Annotated in this window: 14 protein-coding genes; 6 read left to right on the top strand and 8 right to left on the bottom strand. The window is 71.4% G+C overall.

The annotated features are described in order from the left end of the window. Positions 1 to 14: 14 nt before the first annotated feature. The 4 genes from R3E98_14355 to R3E98_14340 all read right to left on the bottom strand — a co-directional run bounded on the left by R3E98_14355 (position 15) and on the right by R3E98_14340 (position 6,010). Positions 15 to 3,080: a SusC/RagA family TonB-linked outer membrane protein gene (locus tag R3E98_14355; GenBank protein ID MEZ4424587.1), complete on the bottom strand. Its 3,066-nt coding sequence runs from the start codon at positions 3,078 to 3,080 to the stop codon at positions 15 to 17. A gap of 363 nt (positions 3,081 to 3,443) precedes the next feature. Further along, the gene (locus tag R3E98_14350) at positions 3,444 to 4,520 is read right to left on the bottom strand and encodes a site-2 protease family protein (protein ID MEZ4424586.1); all 1,077 of its coding nucleotides are present in this window, start codon (positions 4,518 to 4,520) and stop codon (positions 3,444 to 3,446) included. Positions 4,521 to 4,658: 138 nt separating this feature from the next. Further along, positions 4,659 to 5,537, bottom strand: a complete 879-nt coding sequence (locus R3E98_14345; GenBank protein MEZ4424585.1) for a DUF4350 domain-containing protein — start codon at positions 5,535 to 5,537, stop codon at positions 4,659 to 4,661. 77 nt (positions 5,538 to 5,614) lie between these two features. Beyond that, entirely contained in the window at positions 5,615 to 6,010 is a 396-nt protein-coding gene (locus R3E98_14340) for a hypothetical protein (GenBank protein MEZ4424584.1), read from the bottom strand. A 228-nt stretch (positions 6,011 to 6,238) separates the two neighbouring features. Here R3E98_14340 and R3E98_14335 point away from each other — a divergent pair, with 228 nt between their 5' ends. After that, positions 6,239 to 7,534, top strand: a complete 1,296-nt coding sequence (locus R3E98_14335; GenBank protein MEZ4424583.1) for an amidohydrolase family protein — start codon at positions 6,239 to 6,241, stop codon at positions 7,532 to 7,534. Between the two features lie 6 nt (positions 7,535 to 7,540). On the opposite strand, the gene R3E98_14330 is transcribed toward R3E98_14335, so the two are convergent. The 3 genes from R3E98_14330 to R3E98_14320 form a co-directional block, all read right to left on the bottom strand. Then, a complete protein-coding gene (locus R3E98_14330) occupies positions 7,541 to 9,982 on the bottom strand; it encodes an ABC transporter permease (protein ID MEZ4424582.1) in 2,442 nt (813 codons plus the stop codon). Between the two features lie 153 nt (positions 9,983 to 10,135). Continuing rightward, positions 10,136 to 11,908 carry a sulfatase gene (locus tag R3E98_14325; protein ID MEZ4424581.1) on the bottom strand — a complete coding sequence of 591 codons (1,773 nt, stop codon included), beginning with the start codon at positions 11,906 to 11,908 and terminating at the stop codon, positions 10,136 to 10,138. Positions 11,909 to 11,942: 34 nt separating this feature from the next. Then, positions 11,943 to 12,719 carry a sulfotransferase family 2 domain-containing protein gene (locus tag R3E98_14320; protein MEZ4424580.1) on the bottom strand — a complete coding sequence of 259 codons (777 nt, stop codon included), beginning with the start codon at positions 12,717 to 12,719 and terminating at the stop codon, positions 11,943 to 11,945. Between the two features lie 286 nt (positions 12,720 to 13,005). Here R3E98_14320 and R3E98_14315 point away from each other — a divergent pair, with 286 nt between their 5' ends. Further along, entirely contained in the window at positions 13,006 to 13,596 is a 591-nt protein-coding gene (locus R3E98_14315) for a hypothetical protein (protein ID MEZ4424579.1), read from the top strand. Between the two features lie 189 nt (positions 13,597 to 13,785). Here the strand turns inward: R3E98_14315 and R3E98_14310 are convergent, their stop codons facing one another. Further along, entirely contained in the window at positions 13,786 to 14,439 is a 654-nt protein-coding gene (locus R3E98_14310; GenBank protein MEZ4424578.1) for a hypothetical protein, read from the bottom strand. A gap of 290 nt (positions 14,440 to 14,729) precedes the next feature. Here R3E98_14310 and R3E98_14305 point away from each other — a divergent pair, with 290 nt between their 5' ends. From R3E98_14305 to R3E98_14290, 4 genes are all read left to right on the top strand, one after another. Next, entirely contained in the window at positions 14,730 to 16,025 is a 1,296-nt protein-coding gene (locus R3E98_14305) for an amidohydrolase family protein (GenBank protein MEZ4424577.1), read from the top strand. A 283-nt stretch (positions 16,026 to 16,308) separates the two neighbouring features. After that, entirely contained in the window at positions 16,309 to 17,079 is a 771-nt protein-coding gene (locus R3E98_14300) for a hypothetical protein (protein MEZ4424576.1), read from the top strand. 143 nt (positions 17,080 to 17,222) lie between these two features. Next, positions 17,223 to 19,043, top strand: coding sequence for a PDZ domain-containing protein (locus tag R3E98_14295; GenBank protein MEZ4424575.1), 1,821 nt, complete (start codon positions 17,223 to 17,225; stop codon positions 19,041 to 19,043). A gap of 14 nt (positions 19,044 to 19,057) precedes the next feature. Then, positions 19,058 to 20,674, top strand: coding sequence for an amidohydrolase family protein (locus tag R3E98_14290; GenBank protein ID MEZ4424574.1), 1,617 nt, complete (start codon positions 19,058 to 19,060; stop codon positions 20,672 to 20,674). Positions 20,675 to 20,775 lie beyond the last annotated feature (101 nt).

Genomic DNA, 20,775 nt, shown 5'->3' with positions numbered 1-20,775 from the left:
TTGCAGGCGGGGCATCAGAAGGTCACCCGGGCGGTGAACATGAGCCGCCGGATCGGCGGCCAGGCTTCCTGGACGTAGGCGTGCAGGCCGCCCGGATCGGACGCGGAGGCGCCCGTGTCACGCTGCTCGGGATCGCGGATGGGATAGCCGAACACCTCGTCGGTGGCCTGCCACAGCGTGGCGAGGTTGTGCCCCGACAGGGTGAGGGTCAGCCGCTCGGCACCGATGCCGGCCGCGACCGACTCGGGGACGGTGTAGCTGGCGGACACCCGCCGCAGCTTGGCGAAGCTCGCGTCCATCAGCCCGGCCTGGTTGATCCCGTCCGACCCGATGGCTTCGTAGCCCAGCAGGATGGGATCGTCGCGCTCCTGGATCTCGCGCGTCACCTTGAAGAAGAGGTGCGCACCCGCGGCCGTCCCGTTGATCATGGTGTGCCCACCCTGGTAGTCCACCTGCGCGAAGAGCTGCAGACGCTCCCAGAGCGTGAGCGTGGACGACAGTGTCGCCTCCCGGGTGGGGATGGGCGAACCCCGGTAGAGGTAGGGCGCGTCCGCGCACGGAACGGCCGATCCGCCGCCCCGCGACAGGTTGGGCGTCCCCGGGATCACGGCACCCCCTTCGCACATCACGTTCACGCCGCGGGCCGCGGCGCCGGTGCCCTGGATGTCGGCGGAAACGACCTTCTTGAGGAAGATCGAGCCGAGCGGAAAGCCCTCCGCGTAGTACTGGCCGGACCATCCGGTCGTGGGGTTGGCACCGTTCAGGATCTGGGGCGGCAGGCCGCCCATGCTCACGATCTCGTTGTCGTTGGTGGAGACGTTGAGCGCGAGGTCCAGCCCCCAGTTCGTGCCCTGGAACGCGGAGCTGTTGAGCGCCAGCTCCACGCCGCGGTTGCTGATCTCGCCGATGTTCTGGAACTGGATGCCGGGGAATCCCACCGAGGGCCGCACGGGCACCTGGATGATGGCATCCTTGCGCGCCTGGTCGTAGTACGTGAACTGGATGTCCAGGCGACGGTCGAAGAGGCTGGCGTCGAAGCCCAGCTCCAGCTCCTCGCCCACCTCGGGCTCCAGATCCGGATTGCCGATGTTCTCAGGGCGCACGGTGGACGCGCCGTTGGGACCCACGGCGGGCTGGTAGGTCCTGAGCGCCGCGAACACGTCCGGTTGCTGACCGGCGCGACCCCACGCGGCGCGCAGCTTGAGATCCGCGATCCAGTCGGAGTCCTCCAGGAACGACTCCTCGGAGATGACCCAGCTGGCGCTGAACTTCGGGTACACCACGAAATCGAAGTTCTGCCCGAACGCGGAGTTGTCGTCGCCGCGTACGGCCGCCGTCAGGAACAACCGGTTCTGCCAGGAGAACTGCTCCTGGAGATACGCGCCGGCGGTCTTGTTCTCCACGAACCCTTCGGCGGCGTCCTTCTGCGAGCCGGCGCTCACGGTCTCCAGGGTCGAGACCGCGAAGATGTTGCCGGCCGCGTAGATCCAATCCTCCTGCTTCTGGTAGTACTGCAGCCCTCCGGACGTGGCCAGCGTGACGCTCTCGTTGGGGCTCACCGTGGCCGTCGCCGAGTATTCGGCCGTGATGTACTGCGTCGTCTGCCGCAGCGCCGACTTCGATCCGCGCGGCTGGAAGTGGCCGGGCCCCTGGATGGGCCGGTAGAGCTGCGTGTTGTTGGTCTCCGTCCAGTCGCCGCCCCAAGCCAGGCGATGCGTGAACCAGCTCGTGGGACGATGCGTCGCCTGCAGGTTGTACGTCTGGCGGCTCACCGACTGGAAGCCTTCCACCGAGTCGGCCAGGACCTCGGGGAGGTAGCCGATATACCCACGCTGCGGACCGTCCACCGGGTTGTTGGCCCCCGACCCCGCCTCACAACCTCCGAAGCAGGACCACAGGATCGCGGTGGTGACCGGCTGGTTGGCCGACGCGGAGGAGAGCTTGGAGCGGACGCCGCTCAGTCCGAAGTGGAAGTCCAGGTCTTCGCGCGGCGTCCAGTCCAGGTTGGCGCGGCCGTTCAGCCGGTTCTGCCAGTTGTAGTCGACCACGCCCTCGTCGCGATCCCAGTCACCCGAGAAGTAGTAGCGCAGGCTCTCCGTCCCGCCGCTGACGTTGGCGGAGTACCCCTGGGGCAGACCGGTCTGGAACCAGTCGTACCCGTACCGGACCCGGTCCTCGCGCAGGACGTTGAACTCGGTGACCTCCCCGGCGGTACACGTCCCCGACGTCCCGGCGCATCGGAACCATGTCGCGGGGAAGTACGTCTCGGGGCTCGGCAGCCAGTTCGCGCCCTGATTCACTGTCAACGTGAAGCGCGGCGCGCCCTGCGCGCCCTTCTTGGTGATGATGTTGATCACCCCGTTGGACGCCTCGGTCCCGTAGAGCGTCGCGGCGGCGGGTCCCTTGATGATCTCGATGGACTCGATGTCCTCGGGGCTGAAGTCGTTGAGGCGGGAGGGGGGAACGCTGTTGTCGACGCCCACGCCTCCGATGCCTCCGCCGCCGTCCGCGTTGTTGCCGTTGACGCGCACGCCGTCCACGTAGAGCAGTGGCTGCGAGTTCAGGGAGATCGAGCTGGCGCCGCGGATCCGGATGTTGGCGCCGCCCCCGATCTCGCCGCCGCCCACCCCGATCTGCACGCCGGCCGCCTGTCCGCTCAGGAGCGACTCCACGTCGGAGGGCGGAGCGATCTCGGTGAGCTCGTCCGCACGCACGGTGGCGACGGTGTTGCCGAGGGAGCGCGCCTGCTGCGCACCGGCGACGCCCGTCACGACGATGGCGTCGAGGAGCACCGCGGCGGTTTCCATGGGGATGACGACGTCCACGGTGCCGGTCGTCACCTGCTGCCGAACGGTGCGATAGCCGAGCATCGTCACCTCGAGGGTGACGCTCGCGGGTTGCACGCCCACGATCAGGAAGCGGCCGTTCGCCTGCGTGAGGCCGCCCTGTCCGGTCTCGGCGATGCGGATCTGCGCGCCGGCGAGGGGCTGGTTGGTCTCGGCGTCGATGATGCGGCCACCGATCTGGTTCTGGGCCGAGAGTGGTGCGGCGAGGGCCATGCTCGCGAGAGCAACGGCCATCAGGCGTCGCGCGGCCCTGGCGCCCGTTCCGCCGCCCCCGGGCGGCCGCACGGACGGGGAGGATGAACCATGGAAGCTCATCGGATACCTCCGGTCTGCGTGTGGGAGACGACAGCCGTCCGGCCGGCCCGATCACCGGAGCCGGTCCATTCGCGACGGAGGGGGGAGGCGGGAACCCGTTGAGACCTCGCGGACCTGCGTCCGGCGAGGGTTCCGTCGTTCAAGCTGTCTCGATGTCGTTCGATATACGAACGGGCGGGTCCGGGTGCAACGCGGGGTGCCCCCGTGAGGCATCCCGGGAGGAAGTCGACACGCCCGGACGCGCTCCGCGCCCGGTCCGGTCGCGAGCGGGACCCCGCCGCGTCAGCGGTTGAGCGCGGCCCGGATCTGGACCAGCTCGCTGGCGTTGGTCTCGGTGAGGATCCCGCGCAGACGACCGGCTTCTCCCACCAGCACCAGCGGCGCGTCGGAGGCCCGCAGGCGCTCGAGCGCCTGCTCGATGCGCTCGTCCGGATCCACCCAGGGCACCCCGCGCAGCATGGCGGCGGCCACCGGGACACCCGTCCCGGCGTGGCTGAGCGTGCGCAGGAGGTGGGCACGCGTCAGCACCCCTACGACCTGGCCGCCGTCGACGACCGGGAAGTCCTCCTGGGAGCCCGCCAGCACGCGCTCCACCGCGACCGACAGCGGAGCGCTGGCCTGCAACACCTCGAACTCGGTGATCATGCCGTCGCGCACGGGCACGCCGGAGAGGATGGCGCGCACCTCCACCGCGCTGGCCTCCTGCGCGGCCCCGATCCACACGAAGAGGGCGATGAACGCCAGGAAGGGATTGTACACCAGGCCGATCAGACCGAAGAGGAGGGCCAGGCCCTGTCCCAGGGTGGCCGCGACGCGGGTCGCGCGCGGCAGGCCCATCTGGAAGGCCAGCAGCGCGCGCAGGACGCGTCCGCCGTCCATGGGGAAGGCCGGGATGAGGTTGAACAGCACCAGGGCGACGTTCACGACCAGCAGACGCTCCAGCAGACTGCCCTGGGCGACGCCCATGGAGCCCATCGGGCGGAGCGCACCCGCCCACGTCAGCCCGGCCCAGAGCACGAGCGCGATCGCGACGTTGACGAGCGGGCCGGCGATGGCGACCCACAGCTCCTGTTGCGGTTTGTCCGGCATGCGCTCCAGGCGCGCCAGACCGCCGATGGGCAGCAGCGTGATGTCGCGGGTGACGATCCCGAAGCGGCGCGCCGCGAGCGCGTGTCCGAACTCGTGCAACACCACGCAGAGGAAGACCGCGAGCACGAAGACGACCCCGTCCACGACTGCGGCCAGCGTGCCGCCGTCGCGCCAGTGGATCCAGGCGATCCAGCCCAGGAGCAGCAGGAAGGTGGCGTGGACCTGCACGGGGATCCCGGCGATCCGCGCGATGCGGACCGACCACGCCATGCGGCGCTCGGCGACGGGTGCGGGGGACCGGGCGGCTGCGGGCTCGGCCATGGCCATCTCGAAGAGGGGATACCTGCGCTCTCCCTCGCTACCCCGCTCCGCGGCAATTCTTCCCCGACCCGAGCAGGGTCGGCGTTCCTAGCCGGTCAGGCCCGACAGCCAGTGCAGCACGTTGAGGAGGAGCTGCTTGTTGCGCGCGGCGTCCGGGTGGTTCATGCCCATGGGAAAGCGGTTCGGACCCGCCAATTGGGCGGAGAAGGCCGCGGCCTCCCCGAACAGGACCGCCCGTCCCTGCCCCACCTCCAGCGCGACCGCGTGCGGCCAGGACGGGGACGGCACCCGCGGCGTCCGCTCGTCCAGCGTGCCCGCGCCCGCGTCCACCGGCAGGAGCGTCACCGCGTCCGCCCCGTAGCGCAGCAGGGTGTCCGCGGGGGCCACGAGCTGGAACGCCTGACCGGTGAAGGTGCGGATGGAATCGACCCGCTCGGAGGCGTGGCGGCCGTCGGTGATGGGGTGCGGGCGCAAGGTGCCGTCGGCGCGGGTGAAGCGGTCGCCGGGAATGCCACTCCCGTCGCGCGGCCCGAACGTGTAGCCGTTGGTGAAGCGGACGCCGAAGGCGGCGGCGAGCGACGCGGCGGCTCCGGCGGCCGGCATGTGGTCGGCGATGAGGAAGAGCGCGCCGCCCTGCTCGACCCACTGCCGCACGGTGGCGACCTCCGCCTCGGTGAAGACCGGGGCCGTGGGCAGCGCCCAGCTCGCTCCGCCCTCCATGCCGGGGTTGGCGATGACGAGCACGTCCACCCCCGCGAGCGCCTCGGCATCCAGGCTCCGCGTCCCCGACCCGATCCGGTAGCCATCCGCCCGCAGCACGGCGGCGAACGCCCCGTAGCGCCCGTCGGCGGTGTGGAAGTTCTGATGGGCCGCGTCCACCAGCACGCGGGGCCCGGTCCCGGACGGGAACGCCGGCGACGCGACCGTCGCGTCGAAGTCGGGGTCGGGGATCTGCTGCGCAGCCACGGGTGCGCACACCGCAGCCGCGCACAGCAGCCCCAGGGCCGCCCCGGACGGCCCGGCCGGCCGCGCCGGCCGCATGGCTACAGGAGACCCGGCAGTCGCATCGAGATCCGCTCCGCCCCGGCGGCCTTGAGCGCGTCGAACACCTCGATCATGCGCGCGTAGTCGGTCGGATCCTCGGCCTCGACCACCGCCACGATCTCCTTGCCGTCGGCCACGGCGCGGGCCCAGAGCGCCTGGACGTCCTGGGCGCGCACCAGGTGTACGACGCGCGCATCGCCCACCCCCCGCACCTCCACCAGCCCGTCGGAGCGGACCAGGAACTCGAGGGGTTCGCCCACCGCGACGGTCGACACGCCGCGGGCCGCCGTCGCCGGGGCCGCGGACAGGGAGGACCCCGCGGGTCCGAGGGCCAACAGGGCGGTGGCGAGCAGAACGGACCGGCGTGCGGCGCCGGCCCTGGCGGTGTACGGCATGGGGATCCTCCGTGCGGTCGAGGCTCTCCCGATGATACGCGGCCACCCCGGTCCGGGTTTCGGGTGCACCACCCGGTGCGCTCCTCCCCCCGCGGGGCAGACGCGGCCACCCGGCCGCGGCCGGTCCCTTGCCCGTCGGTGGCCGCCCGCGGGGCCACACGCGCCGCCGCCTTTCGGTCGCACCCGGGCACCTCCAGCTTGGGACCTTCCCCACCGCCCGGAGATCCCATGTCCCGCGCCGTCCTCCTCCTGTCCCTCTGGCTCGTCCCGGGCTCCGCGCTCGCGGCCCAGACGGTCGCGCTGCGCGCCGCCCGCCTCTTCGACGGCCGCACCGACGCGCTGATCACGCCGGGCGTGGTACTCGTCGAAGCCGGTCGCATCCGGGCCGTCGGGTCCGACGTGGTGATCCCGTCCGGCGCCCAGGTCATCGACCTCGGGGACGCCACCCTCCTGCCCGGTCTGATCGACCTCCACACGCACCTGACCAGCACCGACGGCGTCTCCTGGGAGGAGGAGCTGCTCACCACCACGCCGGGGGAGGCCGCCCTCTACGGCGCGCGCAACGCGCTGCGCACGCTGCAAGCGGGCTTCACCACCGTCCGCGACATGGGCCCCACCTGGCCCTACGTGGACGTGGACCTCAAGCGCGCGATCGACGCGGGTGTCGTCGAGGGACCCCGGATGGTGGTGGCCGGCAACTACGTCTCCGCAACCGGCGGGGCCGGGGACGCCCGTCAGTTCTCCATCTACGTGGACGTGCCGCTCGTACAGAACCTGGCCGACGGCCCCGACGAGATCCGTAGAGCCGTGCGCACGAACCAGAAGCACGGCGCCGACTTCACCAAGATCCTCGCCACCGGCGCAGTGCTCTCCAGCGGGATCGAGCCCGGCGCCCAACAGTACTCGGACGAGGAGATCCGGACCGCCGTGGTGGAGACGGCCCGCTGGGGCCGCATGGTGGCCGCCCACGCGCACGGCGCCGAGGGCATCAAGGCGGCCATCCGCGCCGGCGTACGCACCGTCGACCACGGCTCGTACCTCGACGACGAGGCCATCGCGCTTCTGCAAGGAAGCGGGCGGCGCACGTTCTACGTGCCTACGCTGGCGACCGGGGACTTCATCGGGGCCGCCGCCGACAGCGCCAACCTCGAAGGGCACGTGGCGCGTAGCCGGGCCATCGAGGAGATCAAGGATCGAGCGTTCCGCCGCGCGCTGGACGCCGATCTGCCGATCGGGTTCGGCACCGACGCCGGCGTGATCCCGCACGGCCGCAACGGCTACGAGCTCGTGGCCCGCGTCCAGCAGGGGGAGCGTCCGGCCGATGCGCTGCGCTCGGCGACGGCGCTGAACGCCGAGATCCTGGGCTGGCAGGATCGGATCGGCACGCTGGAGGAGGGCAAGCTCGCCGACGTCATCGCCGTACCGGGGGATCCGCTGCGGGACATCGGCGTCATCGAGCGCGTGCGCTTCGTGATGAAGGGCGGCGTCGTGGTCTGGTGGGAGGCGAATGGCGCGACCCGGTAGGACCGCTCAATCCTGTCGCAGGACGATGCCCGGGTCGATCCGCGTCGCGCGGCGAGCCGGGATCCAGGCCGCCGCGCCGGCGACCGCCAGCAGGAAGAGCGAGAACGCCGCGAACGTGCCCAGGTGCATCGGGTCGACCTCGTAGAGGACGGTCCCCAGGAGTCGTGTGAACACCACGGCGGCCGCCAGCCCCAGTCCCACGCCCAACGCGGCGAGGCGCAGCCCCTGCCCCGAGATGGTCGTGACCACGCGCCCGGCGCTGGCGCCGAGCGCCATGCGGATCCCGATCTCGCGGAAGCTCTGGGCCACGATGTACGACATCAGCCCGAAGAGACCGATGGCGGAGAGGCCCAACGCCACCGCAGCGAAGACGCCGAGCAGCGTGCCGAGCGCGCGCGGCCCCGACATCGCCTGGTCCACCACGGTCTCCATGGTCTGCACCTCGGCCAGTGGGACCTCGGGGTCGAGGGCCGAGAGCTCGCGGCGGACGGCGTCCGTCAGGAGCGTGGGATCGCCGCTCGTGGCCGCGACGAGCTTGAGCGTGCCCGTCCAGTTGCCGTTGGTCTGCTCGAACGGCACGTAGATCGTGATGCGGGCGGCGTTCTCCAGCTCGTAGTGGCGAACGTTCTTCACCACGCCGACCACGGTCCTGAAGATCCGCTCGGTCTCGCCGGCGTCGTCGGTCGTGGACTCGAACGTCACCCGCCGGCCGATGGCGCTCTCCCCGGGCCAGAACCGCTCGGCCATGGTCTCGTCGATGATGGCCACCCGGTCGCCGCCGTCGCGGTCCTGGGCTTCGAAGCCGCGACCCGCGAGCAGCGGGATCTGAAACACGTCGAAATGCTCGGGGGTGACCATGTAGTACAGAACCGACTGGACGTTGTCCTGCGTGTATTCGACGCCCTCCGGATAGATCCCCTGCTCCCAGGAGCTGCCCTCCAGCGGGAGGATCTGGGTGAGGGACGCCCGCTCCACACCCGGCAACGCAGCGACCCGACGGTGCAACTCGCGGAAGAAGGGCCAGGCCGCGTCGCGTCCGTCGTAGCGCGCGCGCGGGAGCGGGACCTCGGCCGTGAACAGGTTGTCCTCCGCGAACCCCTTGTCCACGTGACGCAGCTGGCGGATGCTCTGGATCATCAGGCCGGCGCCGATCAACAGCACCAGCGACAGGGCTACCTCCGCGACCACCAACGCCGAGCGCAGCGCGTTGCGGTTGCGCCCCGAGCCTCCGCCGCGGGAGCCTTCCTTGAGCTCGCCCACCAGATCCGTCCGGGACGCGCGCAGGGTGGGCGCGATGCCGAACACGACGCCCGCGACCAGCGTGGCCACGGCGGTGAAGATCAGCACGGTGGGATCGAGCCCGATGCGGGCCGTGAGCGCCGAGGGCAGTGAGTCGGCGACGACCGGCACCAAGGCCCGGATGCCGAGCCAGGCCACGCCCAGCCCCACCACGCCGCCCAGCGCCGCGAGGACCATGCTCTCCGTGAGGAACTGACGCATGACCCGCCCGCGACCGGCGCCCAGCGAAGAGCGCAGCGCCACCTCGCGCCGCCGCGCCTCACCCCGCGCGAGCGTCAGGCTGGCCACGTTGGCACACGCGATCAGGAGCACGAATCCCACCGCGCCCATCATCAGCCACAGGTTGCGGCGGATGTCGCCGACGTAGTAGTCGACCAGGGGCTCCAGGACCGGGCGCGCCACGCGTTGGCCTTCGGTCTCTTCGATCTCGCGTACGATGCGGTCGAGATCCTGCTGGGCGGCCTCTATCGTGACGCCATCGCGCAGACGCCCGATCCCGAAGGCACCCTGGGAGCATCCGCGCTGATCCCAGCACAGCTGCGCCTGGTAGAACCCCATGGGCAGATAGATCTCGGTGTTGGCGTCGGGGAAGCGGAAGGACGGGGGCATGACGCCGACGACCGTGAAGGGCTGGTCGTCCAGGAGGAGCGTCTCTCCGAGCGCGCGCTCACCGCCGAAATGGCGCTGCCAGAAGCCATGGGTGATGACCGCGACCGCCGGCGCTCCCGCGAAGGTCTCGTCCGCCGGGATGACGCGGCCCTGGGCCGGCGACACGCCCAGGGTCTCGAAGAAATCGCCCAGGATCCAGCGCGTCCGCACCACCTCGGCGCGATCCCCGCCGGTCAGCGTGCGCGAACGACCGGAGCTGGACGCGAAGGACGCGAACGTGCGGTTGCGGTCCCGCCAATCGACCAGGTTGGGGATCGAAAGGCTGATGGAGAAGCCGGTGGGCGCGACCACGTCGGGCACCAGCAGCCGGGACGGCTCGTGCACCGGGATGGGTTCGATGAGCACCGCGTCGACGACGCTGAAGATCGCGGAGTTGGCGCCGATCCCGATCGCGATGGTAAGCACCGCCACGAGGGTGAACCCGGGGCGACGGCGCAGGGACCGGAACGCGAAGCGGAGATCCTGCCGGAACCCATCCATGGGACCTCGGGGAGCACGGGGCGTAGGGTGCGTCACCGGGTTGGATGGAGACCGACCGATCAGGGTTTGAATGCCGATCGGTGCGAGGGCGGATCCGGCAGCACGGCCGCGGACCCAGAGAAGGCCCACGGCAGGGCCCGACCGCTCCGCGCCTCAGCGACGAAGCGCGGGCAGGAACGTGCCGAGCTCGGTACGCAGCCGGGTCAGGTGCGGGAGCGCCTCGGGTTCGGTGGCGCGGTCCAGCTCGCCGGTCGAGTCCGGCGCGAACCGGTACAGCTCCTCCGTGTCGTCCCCGTTCAGGATGAACTGCCAGCCTCCTCCGAGCACGGAGCGCACGGGTCCACGGCTGATCGGATCGGTGGGCGGGTTGTTGCGGCCCTCCTCCACCTCCGCGAGCAGCGTCTCGGGCGCGGCCGGATCCGCAGTCCAGTATCGGGCCAGCGAACGGCCGGGAAACGCGGGCTCGAAGTCGAGTCCGGCGACGTCGGTCACGGTGGCCGGGACGTCCCGCAGGCTCACGGGGGTGGCGACGCGCCGTCCGGCGGGAACGCCGGCCGGATAGCGGATCAGCAGGGGAACGTGCAACACGTTGCGGTAGAGGCTGGACGCATGGCCGTGCAGACCGTGCTCACCGAAGAGCTCCCCGTGGTCGGAGGTGACGATCACCACGGTGTTCTCCAGGAGGCCGCGCTCTTCGAGCCCGTCGAGGAGGCGTCCCAGCCGGTCGTCCTGATAGGCGATGGCCGCTTCGTACTCCCCTTCCCAGTCCGCAGGGAAGCGCTCACGGAACTCGGGAGGCGACCAGTAGCCCGCGTGCGCATCGAAGTAGTTGAGGAACCCGAAGAAGGGCCGCCCCTCCAGCGAGTCCACCCAGTCGAGGAACTCGGCGTTCAGCTCGTCCGAGTGCTTCCGGTCGCTGTCCCGCTTCTGCGCCACCCACCAGTTGAAGGCGCGCGCGGCGCGCCACAGCTCGGGGAGGGAGCGGGCCCGGATCATCCGCTCGCCGCTCGGCGTCTGGGTGAAGGCGGACGAGCGCAGGACCTGATCCCAGCTCACCACGTAGTCGCGGTAGGTCTCGAATCCCCGTCCGAGCCCCGAGTCGTGCGCCGTGTAGTGATGGTTGGCCACGAACCCACCGGTGGCGTGTCCCATCGTGCGGAACACCTCGGCCAACGTGGTCCGGCGGGCGTCGAGTCGCTCGTACCAGCTCGACGACACCTCGTGCGGGAAGTAGCCGGTGAACAGCGACGAGTGTCCGGGCAGCGTCCACGGCGAGGTGGAGTAGGCCTCGTCGAACACCGTGCTCTCGGCCGCCAGACGCTCCAGCACCGGCGTGGTGGGGCGCGTGTGGCCATAGAGGCTCAGGCTGGCGGAGCGCACCGTGTCCCACACCACCAGGAGCACGTTGGGCGCCCGACCGCCCCGCGCCGCCACCGGCCCTTCGAAGCCGCTGGAGGCCGTACGGAAGCGCACCGCACCGACCGCGCCCGCGAGGGCCGCCGCGACCCCGAGCACCAGCACGCCGACGGCGAGCGCCCGGCCGGCGCGTGCGGGACGCTCGCGCGCAAAGCGTGCTGCCTGCACACCCACCCCGGCCGCCAGGATGGCAGCGGCGATGCGACTGATCTGACCCACCGGCAGGAGCAGGCAGCCGACGCCGAACGCGACGCCAGCGAACGCGGCGAGGGGCGACCGGACCAGACGAGGCAGCAGGAAGGCGCCGACCGCGAGGACCAGACCCAGCGCGCCGAAGACCAGCAGGTACGCCACCGGCGCCATCCAGAGCACGTGCCGGCTCACGAAGACGACCTGGCCGAACACCTCGTGCTTGATCCACAGCACGAGCGCTTCGACGAATCCGGTCGCGATCCCCAGCAGAAGCAGGATCGCGAGCACCGTGCGCGCGTTGCCGAAGCGCTCCTTCACTCCGCTGTCCTCCTCCCCGGACGCGCCGGTGCGGTCATCGGGCGACGGCCCGCTCCAGGCTCTCGGCGTCACGCGTGCGCCAGTGTTCGTAGAGCTCCAGGTCACGCGGGTTGTCGGCGTGGAGCCGTGCCTCCAGGGCCGCGTCCAGCTCCAGACGCTTGGTGAAGTCGCGGCCGGTCACCAGGCGGCGCTCCATCCGCGCCTCGATGCCCATGCGCTCCAGCAGCAGCGGTGCGGCCTGGTTCATGGCATCGGTGGTTCCCACGTACCAGAAACGTTCCAGGGCCCGGTTCAACCGCGCCAGAGCGCCGCGGGTGGCGCGGCCGCGCAGAGGATACTGCAGATACCGCTGGGCCTGGGCCAACCGACGGCCGAGCGGCGTAGGCAGCACGCGCTTGGACAGGAAGCGCGTCACCACGTCGCGCTCCTGCTTCCGATACCAGTCGTCGAACTCGATCGGCGTCTTGCCCACGTTCGAGTAGAACTCGTGCATCTCGAAGTTGTAGGCGGAGACCAGACGGGCCGCGGGATTGCGCAGGAAGGTGAAGTAGCGTGGCGTGCGGCCGGGGACCAGCCGGTGGATGGTGACGTCGATGTCGTGTCCCGCGATCACCCGGGCCTTCCGGCGCTCCGCCTCCGAGCGTTCGGCGAAGGGAGGCAGGCCCAGGGACTGTCCGTGTCGCAGCCCCGCTGTGTCGAGATGGATGAACTCCGTGCCCATCTCGAGTCCATGCTCGAACGCATGGTTCAGGGAGGTGCCTCCCGTCTTGGGGACGTGGACGAGGACGAACACCTCGGGCGTGTCGGACATGGATCCCTGTGTCGTGGAGGCGAAGAGCGCGCGAGCAGCGGCCGGCGTTTGGAGGCTGCGGAGGCAAGAGACGGGCCCCCGCGCGCCATCCGTCGGGGCCGCTCCAGAGCGGGCGATCGCCGCATCCCGCTCCGCCGCAGATGTCGGGAAGTGTGGTCCCGATGCCACGCCGTGGACAAGGCCCGCCACGATCCCCGGCACCGTGCCCACCCCCATCGGGTACAGGGATCCACCCCCCGACGGGGGCGCGGAGGCGCGCCACCGGAACCTCGGCCGGGAGACGGGCATGACGACGCGCAGCACGTTGACGCTGGTGATCCTCGTGAGCGGATGCGCGCGTGAGGCTCCGCAGACGTCTCCGGAGGGCGAGCCCGCGGCCTCCGTCGATTCCGCGACGTCGCCCGCCGGCCCGGCGGTGGACAGCGCGCCCGCGTCGTGGACGCTCTCGCCGCAGGCCTTCGGCCCGCTTCCCCTGGGGGTGCCGCTCCAGGACGCGGAGGGCGTGCTGGGCGAGCCGCTCACGCCCGCCTACGCCCTGAACGAGACGTGTGACTACGTCCGGCCCTCCGCCTTCCCACCGGGCGTGGCCGCGATGGTGGTCGGGGACACGCTCGTACGGGTGGACGTGGACAGCACCGGCGTGCACACGGACACGGGCTTCGGCGTGGGCGACACCGAGGCCGCGCTGGTCGCCCACTACGGGACACAGGCCGACGTGACGCCCCACAAGTACACCGGGCCGGAGGGTCACTACGTCACCGTGACCGATCCGGGGGATCCCAACCGCCTCCTGATCTTCGAGACGGACGGCGCGCGCGTGGTCCGCTTCTACGCCGGTGTGCTCCCCGCCGTGCGCTGGATCGAGGGCTGCTCCTGACGCTGCACACGGGGCGCGCTGCCGACCCCACGGATCGAACGCACCCGGCGCCCCGCACGGGGAATGCAGTTCGTCACGAAGTCCGGATGCACGAACGGACACCCCGAGGGGTGCCCGTTCGGCTCAGGAGGTCCCCTTCCGCAGAAGAGGCTGGTGATCGCCGGCCCGCTCGCGCGGACCGACGAAGCTCTACAACCCGATGGAGAACCCGAGGCTCACCACGGGATAGAAGCGGAAGCGCTCGAGCTCGCGCTCGGCGTCCGCGATCTCCGCGTCGAGATTGGCCTGGAAGGTCGGCTCCCCCGACAGGATGCCGTCGGTGGTGACATCCAGCGTGGGCTTTCCCTGGAAGGCCACGCCCAGGTCCAGCACCAGTCCGAAGCCGCCCACCGGGCTGCCGAATCCGATCCCGGCGTACGGCGCGGTCTCGCGCGTGACGATGGTCCCGATCACGCGGCCGATCTGACCCGGCTCGTACAGGACGCCGTTGATCTCGACGTCGTTCAGCGGCACGCCGACGACCTCGATGTTGGAGCCGAACTTCACGACGCCGCCCACCAGGCGCAGCGTGCGACCGAACGGGTAGAAGTCGACGAACGCGGACAGGTTGGGCGACGACATGCTCGCCGTCACCTCCACGTCGTCCACCGTGTGCGACGGCTCCCAGGGCTGAACCGAGACACGGCCCCGAACACCCAGGACCGGGGCCACCATGAGCGAGACGTCGCCGCCCACGCCGAGCGTGCTGGCGTTGACGCCGAGGCCCACCTGGGCGGTGGCGGGAAGCGCGGAGGCGGCCAGCAGGGCCAGCGCCAGGAGTGCGGTGCGTGCGGGTCGGGACATGGTTCCCTCTCATGGATCGACCCCGGCCGTCCCGGAGCCCTGCCGAGCGCAGAGCAACATGCGAGCCAGGGGTGGGCGTGCGGCACCAGGCGTTCAACCTGTTGACGGACAAAGGGTTGACGTTTCCTTCCCCGACCGCCTCCATCCCCTCCGGACGGCATTTCGTGCCAGGGGGGTGGCCACGCGGAGGGTCACGGGCCGTCCTCGGCCGCCCCACCCGGACCCGCTTGACCCGCCGCCGCGGAGACCCGATCCTGCGCCCGTCCGCCACCCGCCTCCCGGGGACTCCCATGGATCGCCTCCGCCGTCTCGCCCCCCTCCTCCTCGTGCTTTCGGCCTGTGGGCCGGACGCTCCACCGGCCCCGCCGCTGACCGACGCGGACGGGCCGCTGCGCGCGCTCCAGCACGGCCGCATCTGGACCGGCACGGGCGCGCCGCTCCTCGAGGACGGGACCGTGCTCGTCCGCGGCGGCCGCATCGTCGCGGTGGGTCCCGCGGCCTCCGTGGAGGTGCCCGCCGACGCCGAGACGGTGGACCTGGAGGGTCGGTGGGTGGTGCCGGGGTTCATCAATGCCCACGGTCACGTGGGGGACGTCCTGGGCCTGGAGGGCGGCCACTACACCCGCGAGAACCTGCTGCGGCAGCTCGAGCTGTACGCCTGGTATGGTGTGACCACGGTGGTCAGCCTCGGCGGAGACGGAGACGCGGGACTGGCCCTACGCGACGCGCAGGACGTCGCGGAGCTGGATCGGGCCCGCCTGTTCGTGGCGGGGCCGGTCGTGGAGGCGGAGACGCCCGAAGCCGCCCGCGACGTCGTGGCCCAGCTCGACCCGATGGGCGTCGACTGGATCAAGATCCGTGTGGACGACAACCTCGGCACCACGCGCAAGATGGAGCCCGAGGTCTACACCGCCGTCATCGACGAGGCGCACGCGCGCGGTCTGCGCGTCGCCGCCCACGTGTTCTATCTGGAGGATGCGCGCGGGCTGTTGCAGGCGGGCGTGGACTTCATCGCGCACTCGGTGCGCGACCGGCTGGTCGATCCGCGCTTCATCGCGCTGATGGTGGAGACGGGGGTGTGCTACACGCCCACGCTCATGCGGGAGGTCTCCACCTTCGCCTACGAGGAGCGACCCGAGTTCTTCGACGATCCGTTCTTCCTGGCCCGCGCGGATACCGCCGTCGTGCGCCAGCTGTCCGCCCCCGAGCGGCAGGCCCAGGTGCGCGCCAGCACGAGCGCCCAACGCTACAAGCAGGCGCTGCAACAGGCGCGCACGAACCTCGTCGTGCTGGCGGGAGCCGGGCTGCCCATCGCCATGGGCACCGATACGGGTCCGGCCGGGCGCTTCCAGGGCTACTTCGAGCACCTGGAGATGGAGCAGATGGCCGCAGCCGGCATGACGGCGGAGGCGGTCCTGCGCTCGGCCACGGTCACGGCCGCCCGCTGCATGGGCCTGGACGACCTGGGCACCGTGGAGGAAGGCCATTGGGCCGACCTGGTCGTGCTCGACGCCGATCCCCTCGCCGACATCACCGCCACCCGACAGGTCCATTCGGTCTGGATCGCGGGGAACCGCGTGCGCTGACGGCCTGCGGGGGCGGACCCCCCGGCAGGCGCCGCTGTCGTCGCCTTGCAGTCCGCCGCCCCCCGTCCGCCGGATCCACGGCCGAGGCCGATCTGTCCTCCGGAGAGGACAGATCCGACCGGGGCGGCGCGCCGGCCCGTTCCCCGATCTTCTTCCACGACAATCTCTTGCGGCGACGTCGCGTCCGGGGCACAGGCTCTGCCCCGGGGGCGGGCAGTGGTGCTTGGCCAGGGCCCCGACCCCTCGGCGCCCGACCCGGCACCCCAGGCACAAGGAGGTCGCCATGAGAACGGAGTGGTTGGGAGCCGCATTGCTCGCTCTGCCGCTTACGGCCTCCTCCGCTTCGGCGCAGGCCCGGGTGGAGGTGGACGAGTGGTGGGAGGCCGAGCAGGCCGTGGCGCCGGATGCAGCGCTCTTCCGGGGGTCGATCGAGGACATCGAGCTCACGGACGCGGCGTACGACGCCTACGGCCGGGGTGGGCGCGGGAACCGCGACGCACGCGGGGGGGACGACCGCTACGGTCGCGAGGAGGACCGCGACGGTTGGGACCGGGACGGACGGGATCGCGACCGCTACGACGATCGTGACGACCGCGGTGACCGCGACCGGTACGACCGGCCCGGCCGCGTGGACGCTCGTGGCCGCATCGAGGTGCGTCCCGGCTGGAACGCGCGGGTGGTGGTGGTGGCCGGCCACGACCGCTACGACCGGGACCGCTACGCCTACCGGCCCGCCTGGCGTCCGGTGGACTGGCGGGTGTCCCTCCATCCGCGGGCGGACCGCTTCGGGCACGGCCGCCTCGATGCCCGCGACCTCTCCCGCATCCTCGGCGGTCGCACGGTCGACCGCCTGGATCGGCACGCCGCCCGGATCGGCGCCCACGGCCCGCTCGTGGGTCGGCTGCTGCCCGGTCGGCGGGGCGGCACCGTGCTGCAGGTCCGGGCGGGCCGCACGCCGGTGGCCGAGCTGATCGCCTACGGTCGGGACCGCCACGTGGATGTGGTGCGCCTCAACGTCCGGCGCTACGACGAGCGCTGGGATCGCTGGGACTGACGCTCCAGGGGCGAGACCGGCGACCGGGGCGTGGGGGCTTCCTCCCACGCCCCGCGTCGCGTCCGGAGGCGGGGCCGTGTGCCGGGGGACGGCCCGCGGTACCTTGGCCGCTCGGATCCGTGATCACCGCAGGAGTGCCCGACATGGCCCTGGCCCGCCGCACCGCCGCGTTCCTCCTCCTCCTCGTGTGCGCGTGCACGCCCGCCCTGCCCGCCCAGGCCCCGGTCCGCTACGAGATCACCTTCGCCAACGCCGTGCACCACGAGGCCCGCGTCACGGTCACGTTCACGGAGGTGCCGTCCGGCCCCCTCGAGCTGCGCATGAGCCGCACGTCTCCGGGTCGCTACGCGCTGCACGAGTTCGTGAAGAACGTCTACGACGTGGAAATCACCGACGGGAACGGGCGTGCGCTCCGGGTCGAGCGGCCGGACCTGCACCAGTGGACGGTGACCGGACACGGCGGCACCGTCCGCATGACCTACACGCTGTTCGGAGACCGCGGCGACGGCACCTATGCCCAGATCGACCCCACCGGCGCGCTGCTGAACGCGCCGGCCACGTGGGTCTGGGCCCGTCAGCTCCGCGATCGTCCGGTCGAGATCCGCTTCGCGACGCCCGCAGGCAGCGACTGGGACATCGCCACGCAGCTCGAGCCCACGGACGATCCGCAGCGCTTCCGCGCGCCCGATCTCGCCTACCTGATGGATTCGCCCACGCTGCTCGGCGACATCGCCTGGCGCGAGTGGACCGTGGCGGGCAACCGGGGCACGCAGACCGTCCGCTTCGCGCTCCGACACCAGGGTACGGAGAGCGCGCTGGACGACTACGTGCGCATGGTGCAGGCGGTGGTGCGGGAGGAGGGAGCGGTCTACGGCGAGTTCCCGACGTTCGACTACGGCACGTACACGTTCCTGGCCGCCTATCTCCCCTGGGTGTCGGGCGACGGCATGGAGCATCGCAACTCCACCGTGCTGACGCGCGTGGCGCGCCTGCCCGAGGACGCCATCGGGGTGCTCGGCACCGTCGCACACGAGTTCTTCCACGCCTGGAATGTGGAGCGCATCCGCCCCGTCACGCTGGAGCCGTTCGACTTCGAGGCCGCGGACGTTTCGGACGCGCTCTGGCTGGCCGAAGGGTTCACCAGCTACTACGACGACCTGGCCATGCGGCGCGCCGGCATCCTGGATGACGCCGCCTTCGGCGATCGCATCGCCGGCATGGTGGACGGTGTGGTCAACAGCCCCGGCCACCGCCACCGCAGCCCCATGGAGATGAGCCGCAACGCCCCGTTCGTGGACGCGGCGGTGTCGATCGATCCCCAGAACACCGCCAACATCTTCATCTCCTACTACACGTGGGGGTCGGCGCTGGGCCTCGCGCTGGACCTGACGCTGCGCTCCCGCTTCGACCGTACGCTGGACGACTTCATGCGCGTGATGTGGGAGCGACACGGAAAGCCTTTCCGGCCGTACACGGTGGACGACGCCCAGGCCGCGCTCGCGCAGGCGAGCGGCGATGCCGGCTTCGCCGCGGACTTCTTCGACCGCTTCGTGCGTGGGAACGAGCTGCCCGACTTCGAGGTGCTGCTGGCGGAGGGCGGCTTCCGTCTCGCGGCCGCCCGCCCGGAGCGCGCCGTCCTGCGCCTCGCGCTCGCGAACGATCCCGCCGGCGTGCGCATCCGCTCACGGCCCCTGGAGGGCTCCGCGGTCTACACCGCCGGGCTGGAGGAGGGCGACGTGATCACCACCCTGGATGGCACTGCGGTCCGCTCCGCCGAGGACGTGGCGCGCGTGCTCTCGGGCCGTCGGCCCGGAGACGCCGTCACGGTCGAGTGGCGGGCGCGGGCCGGCGCGCAGCGCGCCACACTCCGCCTGGACGCCGATCCCGGGCTGGCCGCGACGCCGCTCCCGGGCCCGCACCCGCTCCGGGAGGCCTGGCTGCGCCCCCGGGCCACCCCCCGCTGACCGCCGAGTCTCCCATGCGTATCCGTTCGTCGTGCGCTCTCGCGTTGCTCGCGTCCCTGTTCCCGCTCGCCTGCGACACGAGCCCGGACGCGGATCTCCTCATCCTCGGTGGCGAGGTCTACGACGGCACGGGCGGTGAAGCGGCCCGGCAGGACGTGGCCGTCCAGGGCGACCGCATCACGTTCGTCGGGGACGCCACCGCCCGTGGCCTGACCGCCGCGGACACCGTGGACGCCACCGATCTCCTGGTGGCCCCCGGATTCATCGACATGCACTCGCACGCGGAGCTGGACGAGGACTGGGGCCGCGACGGCAAGCCCTTCCTCTTCCAGGGCATCACCACGGTGGTGCTGGGGCTGGACGGGGGCGGCGATCCAGACGTGGCCGGGCAGCTGGAGCGCTGGCACCGGAACGGCATCGGCACCAACGCCGCCGACTTCGTGGGCCACGGCGCGGTGCGTCGGGCCGTGCTGGGCATGGAGGCGCGCGCGCCCGACGACGACGAGCTCGAGCGCATGAAGGCGCTCGTGCGTCAGGGGATGGAGGGCGGCGCCTTCGGCCTCTCCTCCGGTCTGTTCTACACCCCCGGCTACTACGCCACCACCGAGGAGGTGATCGAGCTCGCGCGGGTGGCGGTGGAGCTGGCCGGCTCCGAGGGCGCCATCTACGACACGCACGACCGCGACCTGGGCGCCTCCTATCAGGGCATCGGCTACGACGCCTCCGTGGCGGAGGGCATCCGCATCGGTGAGGAGTCGGGTGCGCGCGTCATCTTCAGCCATTTCAACCCGCAGGGTGCGCACAACTACGGACGGGCCCCCGTGGGAGCGCGCATGATCGAGGAAGCGCAGGCGCGCGGCGTGGACGTCCAGGCCGCCCAGCACCCCTACACCGCCACGCAGTCCAACCTGGCCGCCTACGCGATCCCGCGCTGGGCCGCGGCGGGAGGTCAGGCGGAGATGGAGCGGCGCTTCGACCATCCGGACACCGCACGCATCCTGGACCGCCAGACGATGGAGATGCTCGAGATCCGCGGGGGCGCCGACAAGATCCTGATCGTCGAGCCCGACCCGGAGCTCAACGGCAAGACGCTCGGCCAGGTGGCGCGCGAGTGGGACCTGCCGGTCCCCCAGACGGTGCGCCGTATCCTGCGGAACGGCAGCGCGGCGGTGATGAACCTCGACCTCTACGACACCGAGAACACGAAGATCCTGGCACGGGAGCCCTGGATGATGACCTGCACGGACGGGCGCACGCCGAGCCCCGACCAGGTGATCACGCATCCGCGGCCGTTCGGTGCCTTCACCAAGAAGCTGCGCGATTTCGTGCTGGACGAAGACGTGATCTCGATGCCGTTCGCCATTCGCAGCATGACCGGGCTGGCGGCGGATTTCCTGCGGCTTCCCGACCGCGGGTACGTGCGTGAGGGCATGAAGGCGGACATCGTCGTGCTCGATCCCGACGGCATCTACGACCGCGCCACCTACGAGGAGCCGCAGGTGTTCTCCGAAGGGACCGTGCACGTGCTCGTGAACGGCCAATTCGCGATCCGCGACGGCGAGGCCACCGGCGCGCTGGCCGGACGGCCGCTGGTGCGAGGCGGCGGAGAGTGGGTACCGCCGGAGCCGTGAGGCATTCCCCGCACGGTGGGTCTCGGACCTGACACGCGCCTGAGGGTCTCGTTCATCTCCTGGGTGCCCGCGAGCTCCCCGGCGCCGAGGTACCCCCGTGC

Source organism: Gemmatimonadota bacterium, from assembly GCA_041390125.1.
Lineage (GTDB): Bacteria > Gemmatimonadota > Gemmatimonadetes > Longimicrobiales > Gaopeijiaceae > JAGQIF01.
The sequence above is the reverse complement of the archived record's forward strand: the minus strand, read 5'-3'. Positions and strand labels throughout refer to the sequence as shown.

Bases quoted from the DNA above. Each gene is read 5' to 3' on its own strand.
- R3E98_14355 (MEZ4424587.1), bottom strand. From the start codon at position 3,080: ATGGCCGTTGCTCTCGCGAGCATGGCCCTCGCCGCACCACTCTCGGCC.
- R3E98_14350 (MEZ4424586.1), bottom strand. From the start codon at position 4,520: ATGGCGTGGTCGGTCCGCATCGCGCGGATCGCCGGGATCCCCGTGCAG.
- R3E98_14340 (MEZ4424584.1), bottom strand. From the start codon at position 6,010: ATGCCGTACACCGCCAGGGCCGGCGCCGCACGCCGGTCCGTTCTGCTC.
- R3E98_14335 (MEZ4424583.1), top strand. From the start codon at position 6,239: ATGTCCCGCGCCGTCCTCCTCCTGTCCCTCTGGCTCGTCCCGGGCTCC.
- R3E98_14330 (MEZ4424582.1), bottom strand. From the start codon at position 9,982: ATGGATGGGTTCCGGCAGGATCTCCGCTTCGCGTTCCGGTCCCTGCGC.
- R3E98_14320 (MEZ4424580.1), bottom strand. From the start codon at position 12,719: ATGTCCGACACGCCCGAGGTGTTCGTCCTCGTCCACGTCCCCAAGACG.
- R3E98_14315 (MEZ4424579.1), top strand. From the start codon at position 13,006: ATGACGACGCGCAGCACGTTGACGCTGGTGATCCTCGTGAGCGGATGC.
- R3E98_14310 (MEZ4424578.1), bottom strand. From the start codon at position 14,439: ATGTCCCGACCCGCACGCACCGCACTCCTGGCGCTGGCCCTGCTGGCC.
- R3E98_14305 (MEZ4424577.1), top strand. From the start codon at position 14,730: ATGGATCGCCTCCGCCGTCTCGCCCCCCTCCTCCTCGTGCTTTCGGCC.
- R3E98_14300 (MEZ4424576.1), top strand. From the start codon at position 16,309: ATGAGAACGGAGTGGTTGGGAGCCGCATTGCTCGCTCTGCCGCTTACG.
- R3E98_14295 (MEZ4424575.1), top strand. From the start codon at position 17,223: ATGGCCCTGGCCCGCCGCACCGCCGCGTTCCTCCTCCTCCTCGTGTGC.
- R3E98_14290 (MEZ4424574.1), top strand. From the start codon at position 19,058: ATGCGTATCCGTTCGTCGTGCGCTCTCGCGTTGCTCGCGTCCCTGTTC.